Annotated in this window: 9 protein-coding genes; 3 read left to right on the forward strand and 6 right to left on the reverse strand. The window is 59.7% G+C overall.

Annotated features, from left to right (window positions below; genetic code table 11):
* Positions 1–792, forward strand: a complete 792-nt coding sequence (pcaD, locus tag ACYZT8_RS06400; protein ID WP_461980023.1) for a 3-oxoadipate enol-lactonase — start codon at positions 1–3, stop codon at positions 790–792.
* Positions 793–802: 10 nt separating this feature from the next.
* Positions 803–1,195, forward strand: coding sequence for a 4-carboxymuconolactone decarboxylase (gene pcaC, locus ACYZT8_RS06405; RefSeq protein WP_461980024.1), 393 nt, complete (start codon positions 803–805; stop codon positions 1,193–1,195).
* Between the two features lie 112 nt (positions 1,196–1,307).
* Here the strand turns inward: pcaC and ACYZT8_RS06410 are convergent, their stop codons facing one another.
* The 5 genes from ACYZT8_RS06410 to emhA all read right to left on the reverse strand — a co-directional run bounded on the left by ACYZT8_RS06410 (position 1,308) and on the right by emhA (position 9,805).
* The gene (locus tag ACYZT8_RS06410; protein ID WP_461980025.1) at positions 1,308–2,120 is read right to left on the reverse strand and encodes a methyltransferase domain-containing protein; all 813 of its coding nucleotides are present in this window, start codon (positions 2,118–2,120) and stop codon (positions 1,308–1,310) included.
* A 204-nt stretch (positions 2,121–2,324) separates the two neighbouring features.
* Positions 2,325–3,584: an OprD family porin gene (locus tag ACYZT8_RS06415; protein ID WP_461980026.1), complete on the reverse strand. Its 1,260-nt coding sequence runs from the start codon at positions 3,582–3,584 to the stop codon at positions 2,325–2,327.
* A gap of 438 nt (positions 3,585–4,022) precedes the next feature.
* Positions 4,023–5,483 carry an efflux RND transporter outer membrane subunit EmhC gene (emhC, locus tag ACYZT8_RS06420; RefSeq protein ID WP_461980027.1) on the reverse strand — a complete coding sequence of 487 codons (1,461 nt, stop codon included), beginning with the start codon at positions 5,481–5,483 and terminating at the stop codon, positions 4,023–4,025.
* A complete protein-coding gene (gene emhB / locus ACYZT8_RS06425; RefSeq protein ID WP_461980028.1) occupies positions 5,480–8,644 on the reverse strand; it encodes an efflux RND transporter permease subunit EmhB in 3,165 nt (1,054 codons plus the stop codon). The genes emhC and emhB overlap by 4 nt, the downstream gene beginning before the upstream one ends.
* A gap of 3 nt (positions 8,645–8,647) precedes the next feature.
* Positions 8,648–9,805 (reverse strand): efflux RND transporter periplasmic adaptor subunit EmhA, encoded by a 1,158-nt coding sequence (emhA, locus tag ACYZT8_RS06430; protein WP_461980029.1) that lies wholly within the window; start codon positions 9,803–9,805, stop codon positions 8,648–8,650.
* A gap of 265 nt (positions 9,806–10,070) precedes the next feature.
* Here emhA and emhR point away from each other — a divergent pair, with 265 nt between their 5' ends.
* On the forward strand, positions 10,071–10,703 hold the full coding sequence (gene emhR / locus ACYZT8_RS06435; RefSeq protein ID WP_461980030.1) for an efflux system transcriptional repressor EmhR: 633 nt from the start codon (positions 10,071–10,073) through the stop codon (positions 10,701–10,703).
* A gap of 249 nt (positions 10,704–10,952) precedes the next feature.
* Here the strand turns inward: emhR and ACYZT8_RS06440 are convergent, their stop codons facing one another.
* The gene (locus tag ACYZT8_RS06440) at positions 10,953–12,002 is read right to left on the reverse strand and encodes an alkene reductase (RefSeq protein ID WP_461980031.1); all 1,050 of its coding nucleotides are present in this window, start codon (positions 12,000–12,002) and stop codon (positions 10,953–10,955) included.
* Positions 12,003–12,013: the final 11 nt, after the last annotated feature.

A 12,013-nucleotide genomic window follows, 5' to 3' on the forward strand; every position in this document is an offset into this window, starting at 1 on the left:
GTGGCTTTCGTACAACTCGCCGAGGGCGAACTGAATTACCAAATTGATGGGCCGGACGACGCGCCGGTGCTGGTGCTGTCCAATTCGCTGGGCACTGACCTGCATATGTGGGACGCGCAAATCGCAGCGTTCTCCGAGCATTTCCGAGTGCTGCGTTTCGACACCCGTGGCCATGGCCAATCGCTGGTCACGCCGGGGCCGTACAACATCGAGCAATTGGGCCACGACGTGCTGGCGCTGCTGGATGCGTTGCACATCGAGCGCGCACATTTTTGCGGCCTGTCCATGGGCGGCCTGATCGGCCAGTGGCTGGGCATCAATGCTGGCGAGCGGTTGAACAAATTGGTGGTGTGCAATACCGCGGCGAAAATCGGCGATCCGTCGGTGTGGAATCCACGGATCGAAACCGTGCTGCGTGACGGTTCGGCGGCCATGGTCGCGCTGCGCGATGCGTCGATTGCGCGCTGGTTTACGCCTGACTTTGCCGAGGCCAATCCGGCTGCCGCGAAGCGGATTACCGACATGCTCGCGGCCACTTCGCCTGAAGGTTATGCCGCCAACTGCGCCGCCGTGCGCGATGCCGACTTCCGTGATCAGCTGTCCTCGATCAAGGTACCGCTGCTGGTTATCGCCGGCACCGCAGATGCGGTTACGCCGCCGTCTGGTGGGCACTTTATTCAGGAGCATGTGCAGGGCGCCGAGTACGCCGAGTTTTATGCCGCGCACCTGTCCAACGTCCAGGCCGGTGCTGATTTCAGCGACCGTGTGCTGGCGTTTTTGTTGGCTCATTAAGGGGATTGTTGTGGACGAAAAACAACGTTACGACGAAGGCCTGGAAGTCCGTCGCGCTGTGCTTGGCGATGCCCATGTCGACCGCAGCCTGAATGCGCTGACCGAGTTCAACTCGGAGTTCCAGGAAATGATCACCCGCCATGCATGGGGTGACATCTGGACCCGCCCGGGCCTGCCGCGCCATACCCGCAGCCTGATCACCATCGCCATGCTGATCGGCATGAACCGCAACGAAGAACTCAAACTGCACCTGCGCGCCGCCGCCAACAACGGCGTGACCCGTGGCGAGATCAAGGAAGTGATCATGCAGAGCGCGATCTACTGCGGCATCCCGGCGGCCAACGCGACGTTCCATTTGGCGGAGTCGGTGTGGGATGAGCTTGGCTTAGAGTCCCGGGAGTAAATTTCGGGTTTTGCGTTGTTAGAGCTGACGCTTTCGCGGGCAAGCCTCGCTCCTACAGGGTTTGCGCAAACCCTGTAGGAGCGAGGCTTGCCCGCGAAAGCAATGTCATGACTTACACCGTGGCGACAATGAAGATCCGCTTGAACGGAAACAACGTGCGCCCATCGCATTCATGCGGGTAATGCACATGCACCCGCATCATGAAGTGATAGATGAACCGCGCCTGTTCGTCATCCTTCAAGCCTTGCATCACCGCCCGCAGGGCCGAGACCTTGATCCAGTCATAAATCGGCGACTTGCCGTCCACGACCTGCAACTGCTCGGTTTCCCAGATTTCCAGTGTCCGGGTGATCGGTGAGAGCAACCGGTAATAATTTTCCAACGACAGCAACGGCCGCGCCGCCATCGTCTCTCGCAATTGCGGGGAACCGAGCGGTTTACCGTCGGAACCACCATCGAGTGTGTCGAGCATCAGTTGATACCACAGCGCATCCCGCCAGTCGGGCATGTGCACCGCCAGACAACCACCCGGGTTTAGATAACCGAGCAAACGCGGCAGCAGCTGTTCGTGACCGTCGATGAAATGCAGCACGGCGGCGGCAAAGAGCAGGTCGGCCGGTTGCTCCGGCAACCAGTTCTGTAGATCGCACTGCTTCCACTGCGCCTTGATCGGCAAACACCTGGCCTCCTGAAGCATTTGCTCCGAACTGTCGATACCCATCAGGTGAGCGCGAGGCCAGCGTTTGGCCAGAGCTTGCGTCGCAATGCCGGTGCCACAGCCGAGGTCGTAGATGCGTTTTGGGGTTGCCAGGTCGATGCGGTCGAGTAGCTCGTTCACCGGTCGTTGTCGAAGTGTCGAGAATTGCTGATAAGCCTTGGCGTCCCAGTCGCGGTTAACGGGAGCCGAATTGAGTCGAGTGATCATGAGGTGGTCCTCTGGTGATCAAGTGGTGTCTTCCGATGACAGCCTGGCTCAAGTCTTTCGGACCAACATCAACAGATAACGGAAGCGGGGAGGGTTGTATATCGCCTGAATCCTGTCAGGTTTTTTCACTGTAATTGAAGGTCTGCAAAGCGCCAGCCAGCCTGACGGGCGGCCGGCTCGATACCGCGAAGGCGTTCTTGAGACCTACAACAAACTGATCGGATAGCTGACGATCAACCGGTTCTCGTCGAACTCGTTATTGCTGAAGTCCCGGCGTATGGTCGAGTTGCGCCATTTGACGTTGAGGTCCTTGAGCGCGCCGCTCTGCACGGTATAGCCCAGTTCACTTTCGCGGCCCCATTCCTTGCCGTCTGTGATGGTGCCGGTGTGCACGTTGTCGCCGCTGATGTAGCGGTTCATCAGGGTCAGGCCGGGGATGCCGAGAGCGACGAAGTTGTAGTCATGGCGCACCTGCCAGGATTTTTCCCGGGCGTTGTCATAACTGGCGTTGTAGCTGTCGTTGGCCAGAGTGCCGCCGCTAGTGCCGTTGACCCGCATCCAGGCGCTGTCGCCGCTGAGTTTTTGCAGGCCGACGTAAAAGGTATGGCCGCCGTACCTGGCCGAGAACAAGCCCGACCAGGTCTTGTTGTCCAGGTCGCCAGCCCGGGCGCTGCCGTCATCCTTGCCATAGAAGAAACCTAGGTTGGCGCCCAGGGTCCAGTCGCCGACGGGCTGGCTGTGGATCAGGTTCACGTATTGCTGGCTGTAGATGTCTTTGAGTTCGGCGTTCCACACACCGATCTGGGTGCGCTTGTCGTTAAAGGCGTATTCGCCGCCCTGGAAGTTGAAGCGGTCGGAGGTGAAGGTCGGTTTTCCGGTCATCGACATGTCGCTCATGCTGCTGTCATCGCGCGGGCTGTTGGCGCGGAACTGGCCGCCATAGAGCGTCAGACCGGCGATTTCTTTAGACGTTATCTGACCGCCACGGAAGGTTTGCGGCAGGGAGCGACCGTCGTCCGAGCGCAGGATCGGCAGCACCGGCATCCATTCGCCTACCTTGACTTCGGTCTGCGACAACCTGGCCTTGAACGCCACGTTGGTGCGACCGAAGTTGTCCGCGGGGCGACCGTCGTGGTCCAGCGGCAGCAACTGCGTCCCGCCCGTGCCTTTACCTCCGTCGAGCTTCACCGAGTACAACCCCAGCACGTCCATACCGAACCCGACGGTGCCCTGGGTGAAGCCGGACTTGGCGTCGAGGATGAAACTTTGCGTCCACTCTTCAGCCTTGCCCTGGGCCTTGGTCGGGTTGGTGAAGTTGCGGTTGATGTAGAAATTGCGCAGGTTCAGGTTGACCTTGGCGCCTTCGACAAAACCCGATTCCTCGGCCATGGCGGGCAGGGCTGCGCCGGCCAGAGCGATGGCGATCAGGCTTGGGAAGTAATACTGCGTGGTGAAAGGCGTCATGGGCTCGGGTCTCTCTAATTGTTAGGGGTGAAACGGTGCGTTGCCGCAACGTTGGGGTTGCAGACAAAGGATTCAAATGGATGAAAAACGGGAGCCGGTTAGCCGGACAGGGCAGGGCGCGGGGACATGGTGTCGAACCTGATGTTATTGGTCTTGTGCGACGAATGGTGCGGGGAATGGACTGGATGGTTCAATCGGGAAAAGCGGGTTTTGGGCGGTTATCGAACGTTTGTTGGATTGAGGTTTTTGTGTTGTCTGGGCTGGCTTTTTCGCGGGCAAGCCCGCTCCCACAGTGTCCGTGTCGAACACAAACTTTGTGAACCCCGCTGAACCTGTGGGAGCGGGCTTGCCCGCGAAGAGGCCGGAACTGACAACCCTGCTTTTCCCGCAGCCAACAAAAAGCCCACCAAAAGGTGGGCTTCTCTTACAACAGCGCTATCAGAACATTCTCATCTTCGGCGCGTCTTCTTTCAACGGTTCGACTTTCGCTGTCTGCTCGTTCCAGCCACCACCCAATGCCTTGTACAGATTGACCGCACTGACCAGCTGCGCCAGACGATCAGTAATCAGCACCTGTTGCGCACTGAACAGCTGACGCTGGGCGTCGAGGAAGGTCAGGTTGCTGTCGACACCGATACGGTAGCGACGCTCGGCCAGACGGTAGTAGTCCTGGTTGGCGGTGACGAAATCACGCTGCGCCTGCAGCTGATCGGTGTAGGTCTGGCGGGCGGCCAGGCCGTCGGCGACTTCCTGGAAGGCCGTTTGAATGGACTTCTCGTAGTTCGCCACGCCGATGTCTTTCTGGATTTTCGAGTAATCCAGGCTGGCGCGCAGGCTGCCGGCGTTGAAGATCGGCAGGTTGATCTGCGGCGAGAACAGCCAGGTACCCGAGCCGCCCTTGAACAGACCGGACAAGTCCGGGCTCAGGGTGCCGGCGTTGGCCGTCAGGCTGATGCTCGGGAAGAACGCCGCCCGTGCCGCGCCGATGTTGGCGTTGGCCGCTTTCAGGTTGTACTCGGCCTGGAGAATATCCGGACGACGTTGCAGCAAGTCCGATGGCAGACCGGCCGGCACGTCGCTCAGCAGGTCGTCAGCCAGTGGCTTGGCGGTTTGCAGATTGGCCGGGATGCCGGTGCCGAGCAGCAACACCAGGCTGTTTTCATCCTGCGCGACCTGACGGGTGTACTTGGCCAGTTGCGCCCGGGCGTTTTCCACCGAGGTACGCGACTGGGCGAGGTCCAGGGCCGAGGCGACCCCCACTTCGTTGCTGCGCGCGGTGAGCTTGTAGCTCTCCTCGAATGCTCCGAGGGTGTCCTGGGTCAGTTTCAGCAGTTCCTTGTCGGCCTGCCAGGTCAGGTAGGCGTTGGCCACGCTGGCCACCAGGCTGATCTGCGTGCTGCGACGACCTTCTTCAGTGGCGAAGTACTTTTGCAGGGCTTCTTCGCTGAGGCTGCGGACCCGACCGAACAGGTCGAGTTCATAAGCGCTGATGCCGACTGTGGCGGAGTAGGAACTGGTGATGCCCGCTTCGCCAGTCTGCGAAGCACGTGCCGGCAGACGCTGACGGCTGCCAGTGCCATTGGCCGAAACAGCCGGGAACAGATCGGCACGCTGGATGCGGTACTGAGCCGCGAACGCGTCGATGTTCAGGGCCGCGACACGCAGGTCACGGTTATTTTCCAGCGAGACCTGGATCAGCTGTTGCAGGGCCGGGTCATGGAAAAATTGCTTCCAGCCCTGTTCCGCAGCCGCCTGGTTCGGCGCCTGGGCCGACGAGTACGCCGGGCCTTGCGGGTATTGGGCCGCCACCGGTGCTTCAGGCTGCTGATAATCGGGTATCAGCGAGCAGCCGCTCAGCACGAAGGCGGCAACTGCGATGGAGAGTAGCGACTTGCTCATTGGCCAGCCTCTTTAGAAGGTTCAATAGCGTCATCCTGGTCGGCGATTTTGCGCTGCCCTATGGACGACACGGTGACGAAGAACAATGGTACCCAGAAGATCGCCAGGACCGTGGCGGTGATCATACCGCCAATAACGCCCGTACCGATTGCATGTTGGCTGCCTGAACCGGCGCCCGTGGAAATCGCCAGCGGCACCACGCCGAGGACGAAGGCGAGCGAGGTCATGATGATCGGCCGCAAACGCATCCGGCACGCTTCGATCGCCGCATCGCGCAGGCTACGCCCTTGCTCATGCAGTTCTTTGGCGAATTCGACGATCAGAATGGCGTTTTTCGCCGCCAGACCGATGGTCGTCAACAGGCCTACCTGGAAGTAAACGTCGTTGGAGAGTCCCCGAAGACTGGTGGCCAACAGTGCACCGATGATCCCCAAAGGCACCACCAGCATCACCGCGATCGGAATCGACCAGCTTTCGTACAGCGCCGCCAGACAGAGGAACACCATCAGCAGCGACAAGGCATACAGCGCAGGAGCCTGTGAGCCTGACAGCCGTTCTTCGTACGACAGGCCGGTCCAGGAAATACCGACACCGGCCGGCAGTTTCTGGGCGATGGCTTCGACTTCGGCCATCGCTTCGCCGGTGGAGTAGCCAGGCGCCGGGGAACCGAGGATTTCCACCGCTTCGACGCCGTTGTAACGGGCCAGTTTCGGCGAGCCGTAGATCCACTCACCCTTGGCGAACGCGGTGAACGGAACCATGGTCCCGGCGCTGTTGCGCACGTACCACTTCTTCAGGTCTTCAGGGCTCATGCGCGCGTCGGGCTGGCCTTGCACGTAAACCTTCTTCACCCGACCACGGTCGATGAAGTCGTTCACATAGCTACTGCCCAGGGCAATCGACAGGGTGTTGTTGATGTCGGCGATGGTAACGCCCAGCGCACTGGCCTTCTCGTCGTCGATTTCCAACTGGTATTGCGGCTCGTCGTTCAGACCGTTCGGGCGCACTTGCGACAGCACTTTGCTCTGCGCCGCCATGCCGAGGAACTGGTTACGGGCAGCCATCAGTTTTTCGTGACCGATACCGGCGCGGTCTTGCAGGAACACGTCGAAACCGGTGGCGTTACCCAGTTCCAGAACCGCTGGTGGCGCGAACGCGAACACCATGGCGTCACGGAAGGTGAAGAAGTGCTGTTGGGCACGGGCCGCGACTTTGAACACGTTGTTGTCAGCGTTACGTTCTTCCCACGGCTTCATCATGATGAACGCCATACCCGAACTCTGGCCACGGCCGGCGAAGTTGAAGCCGGTCACGGTAAACACCGAGTTCACCGCATCGCCTTCACCGCCATCCTTGCCGGGACGCAGCAGGTATTCACGCATCTGGTCCACGACCACCTGGGTGCGCTGCGCCGTCGAGCCGGCCGGGGTCTGCACCTGGGCGAACAGTACACCCTGGTCTTCTTCCGGCAGAAACGCGGTTGGAATACGGGTGAACAGCCAGATCATGCCGACCACGATGATGAGGTACGCCAGCAGGTACGGCGCCTTGTGCGTGAGCATGTTGCCCACGCCCCGCTCATAGCTGCGTACGCCACGGTCAAAATTGCGGTTGAACCAGCCGAAGAAGCCGCGTTTCGGTGTGCCGTGCTCGCCTTTCGGAATCGCCTTGAGCATGGTGGCGCACAGTGCCGGCGTGAAGATCAATGCGACCAACACCGATAGCGCCATGGCCGAAACGATGGTGATCGAGAACTGCTTGTAGATCACGCCCGTGGAGCCGCTGAAGAACGCCATCGGCAGCAGTACCGCCGACAGCACCAGGGCGATACCCACCAGTGCACCCTGGATCTGCCCCATGGATTTCTTGGTGGCCTCCTTGGGTGACAGGCCTTCTTCGCTCATGACCCGTTCGACGTTTTCCACCACCACGATGGCATCGTCCACCAGCAAGCCGATGGCCAACACCATACCGAACATGGTCAGGGTGTTGATGCTGAAACCGAACGCCGCGAGGATCCCGAACGTACCGAGCAGTACTACCGGCACAGTCATCGTGGTGATGACCGTGGCGCGGAAGTTTTGCAGGAACAGGAACATCACCAGGAACACCAGCACGATCGCTTCGACCAGGGTTTCAACCACGCCCTTGATCGACTCGGTCACCACCGGAGTGGTGTCGTACGGGAACACCACTTCCATGCCTTCCGGGAAGAACGGCTTGAGGGTGTCGATGGTCTTGCGCAGGGCTTTCGCCGTGTCGAGGGCGTTGGCGCCGTTGGCCAGTTTCACTGCCAGGCCGGAAGCGGGGGCACCGTTGAACTGGGCGTTGATGCTGTAGTTCTCACCACCCAGACCGACGTCGGCGACATCTTTCAAGCGAACCTGGGAGCCGTCCTTGTTGACTTTGAGCAAGATTTTGTCGAATTGCTCAGCGGTCTGCAGGCGGGTCTTGCCGATGATCGTAGCGTTCAGCTGAGTGCCGGGCAGGGCCGGCAGGCCGCCGAGCTGGCCGGACGATACCTGGACGTTCTGCGCGGCGATGGCGGTTTTGACGTCGATCGGAGTCAGGTTGAAGTTGTTCAACTTGGCCGGGTCGAGCCAGATACGCATGGCGTACTGGGAACCAAACACCTGGAAGTCGCCCACGCCGGCCGTCCGCGAGATCGGATCCTGCATGTTCGACACGATGTAGTTGGACAAGTCGTCCTTGGTCATGCTGCCGTCACGCGAGACCACGCCGATTACCAGCAGGAAGTTCTTCACTGCCTTGGTCACGCGGATACCCTGTTGCTGCACTTCTTGCGGCAGCAGCGGGGTCGCCAGGTTCAGTTTGTTCTGGACCTGAACCTGCGCGGTATCGGAGTTGGTGCCTTGCTCGAACGTCGCGGTGATCGTCATGGTGCCGTCGGAGTTACTTTCCGAGGACACATAACGCAGGTTGTCGATACCGTTGAGCTGCTGTTCGATCACCTGAACCACGGTGTCTTGTACGGTTTGCGCAGAAGCACCCGGGTAGGCCACGGAAATGGCGATCGCCGGAGGGGCAATGCTCGGGTATTGGTTGATCGGGAGTTTGAGAATCGATAGTGCCCCGACCAGCATGATCACCAGGGCAATTACCCAGGCGAAAATCGGACGGTCGATAAAAAATTTCGACATGGTTTACTCCCCTTTGCCGCTGGAAGCCTTATCAGCTGCCTGTGCGGGGGCCGGGTTCTTTGCGCCAACGTTAGTCGCTTCACTGGCTTTGACTTCGATGCCAGGTTTGACGAATTGCAGTCCTTCGGTGATCAGGCGATCGCCGGCCTTCAGGCCGTCTTCGATCAGCCATTGGCTGCCGACGGTGCGGCTGGCCTTGAGCTGACGCAGTTCAACCTTGTTGTCGGCACCCACGACCAGTGCGGTCGGTGAGCCCTTGAGGTCGCGGGTCACGCCTTGTTGCGGCGCCAGAATTGCTGCGCTGTTTACACCGGCCTGCAACTGGGCGTGAACGAACATGCCTGGCAGCAAGGTGTGATCAGGGTTGGGGAACACCGCACGCAGGGTAACGGAGCCCGTGGTCTGGTCGACCGAGACTTCGGAGAACTCGAGCTTGCCTTCCTGTTTGTACTGGCTGCCGTCTTCGAGGGTCAGCTTGACCGCTGCTGCGGTTTCACCGGCCTTTTGCAGGCGACCGCTTTCCAGTTCTCGGCGCAGTTCAAGCAGCTCCACGGAGGACTGGGTGACGTCGACATAGATCGGGTCCAGTTGCTGAATGACGGCCATGGCGTCCGCCTGACCGCTGGTAACTAGCGCGCCTTCAGTCACATTGGAGCGGCCGATGCGGCCGGAAATCGGCGCGTAGACCTTGGTGTAGCGCACATTGATCTGAGCGGTTTGCAATGCGGCTTCCGATTGCATGCGGTTGGCCACGGCCGTGTCGTATTCCTGACGGCTGACAGCCTGTTCGTTGACCAGCTGCTTGTAGCGATCAGAGATCGACTTCGTCTGTTGCAGGTTGGCTTCGGCGCTTTTCAGCGTAGCGTCATAGACCGACGGATCGATCTGATACAGCTGCTGGCCGGCCTTGACGTCACCACCTTCCTTGAACAGACGCTTGAGAATGATGCCGTTGACCTGTGGACGAACTTCGGCAATGCGGAACGCACTGGTGCGCCCCGGAAGCTCGGACGTCAGGGTAAAGGCTTGAGGTTGCAGGGTAACCACGCCGACCTGAGGAGGTGGTGCGGCGGGTGCCGCTTCTTCCTTTTTGCATCCGCTGAGCAGTGATGCCAAGGCGACGGCGGCGACCAGAGCGGTAACAGCTGGCTTGAATTGCATGAAAATCCTCGGGTCAGGCGCGTAAGAAACGCACTAGAAATGTGGAAGGGTAAAAAATGAGTACCGGGTGGATAAGTAGCTTGCTAAGGAATATACTTACGTTCATGGTTGTTTGTAAACACCTTGACTGCGTATCCATCCCGTTACCAACGCCCGTCAACGGTTCGAATTGTAAGCCGGGGACGAGACCCGAGAGCGCTCGCCCCACTTTTGTTCAGCGGCTGTTCAGACATCGCTGAAGCATCCTGATTGAGGTTTTACTGCCATGGTCCGTCGTACCAAAGAGGAAGCTCAAGAAACCCGCAGCCAGATACTCGAAGCGGCAGAGAAAGCCTTTTATGAAAGGGGCGTGGCGCGTACGACGCTGGCGGACATCGCGACCCTGGCCGGCGTGACTCGCGGAGCCATCTACTGGCATTTCAGCAACAAGGCGGATTTGGTGCAGGCCATGCTGGATAGCCTGAAAGAGCCGCTGGATGAAATGGCCAGGGCCAGCGAAAGTGAAGATGAACTCGATCCGCTGGGCTGCATGCGCAAACTGCTGATTCATTTGTTTCATCAAGTTGCCCTGGACCCGAAAACCCGACGCATCAATGAGATTTTGTTTCATAAGTGCGAATTCACCGATGAAATGTGCGACCTGCGTCAGCAGCGTCGTGAGGTCAGCCTCGATTGCAATGTGCGAATCGCCCTGGCCCTGAGTAATGCGGTGAAACGAGGGCAAATGCCTGAGGACCTCGACACGGCCCGCGCGGCCATCAGCCTGCACGCCTACATCGATGGCATGCTGTACCAGTGGCTATTGGCCCCCGACAGTTTTCAACTGCACACCGAAGCCGAGCGTTGGGTCAATACAGGATTGGACATGCTGCGCCTGAGCCCCAGCCTGCGCAAATAAATCAAAATGCGTAATTGGATCCGGTTATGTCAACCATTAAGGCGGGCGTTGATCCCTTCAATGCTCGCCTTGTGGCAATGGGATGCTTTTATATACGCACGCTCGCCAGGTTGAAAGGTAGCGAGCTACGTATTTTGTAGGGATTTTGTGTCGCGCGTGTGAATCAGTGTGAAGCCATGTGAATAACCATGGCGCAATAAAAAGCCCCGGCTCTTTCGAGTCGGGGCTTTTGCATTTCCAGGGGGACGCTTACATCACTGGATAGTCGATGTAGCCGACCGGGCCCTTGGCGTAGAACAACTCGGGACGCGCTTCGTTAAGCGGCGCATCAGCCTTCAAGCGTGCCGGCAGGTCCGGGTTGGCAATGAACGGCACGCCGAAGGCAACCGCATCAGCCTTGCCGCTGGCCAGCCAGGCGTTGGCGCTGTCCTTGGTGAAACGTTCATTGGCGATGTACGGGCCGCCGAAGGCTTCTTTGAGTTGTGGGCCAAGGCTGTCGCCGGCTTCTTTCTCGCGGGAGCAAATGAACGCGATGCCACGTTTGCCCAGTTCGCGAGCGACGTAGATGAAAGTCTCGGACAGGTTGTCGTCGCCCATGTCATGGAGATCGGCGCGGGGTGACAGGTGCACACCCACGCGGCCTGCGCCCCAGACTTCGATCGCGGCATCGGTCACTTCCAGCAACAGGCGCGCACGGTTTTCCAGGGAGCCGCCGTAATTGTCGGTGCGCTGGTTGGTGCTGCTTTGCAGGAACTGGTCGAGCAGGTAACCGTTGGCACCGTGGATTTCCACACCGTCGAACCCGGCCGCCTTGGCGTTCTCGGCCCCGACGCGATAAGCGTCGACGATGTCGGCGATTTCAGCGGTTTCCAGGGCGCGCGGGGTAGGGTAGTCGGCCAGTGGGCGAACCAGACTGACGTGACCTTTTTGCTGGATGGCGCTCGGTGCGACCGGCGCTTCGCCGTTCAGGTACAAAGCGTGGGAAACCCGACCAACGTGCCACAGTTGCAGGAAAATCTTGCCACCCGCGCCGTGGATCGCCTTGGTCACGTTGGCCCAGCCACGCACCTGATCGTTGGACCAGATGCCCGGGGTGTCCGGGTAGCCGACGCCCATCGGCGTGACCGACGTGGCCTCGCTGAGGATCAGGCCGGCCGAGGCACGTTGTACGTAGTATTCGGCCATCAGCGCGTTCGGCACACGGCCTTCGTCGGCGCGGCAGCGGGTCAGCGGTGCCATGATGATGCGGTTGGCGAGCTCGATGTCGCCCAGTTTGATTGGATCGAAAATAGTCGTCATTTCAGTACAAC

It is taken from the genome of Pseudomonas sp. LB3P93, from assembly GCF_054898025.1.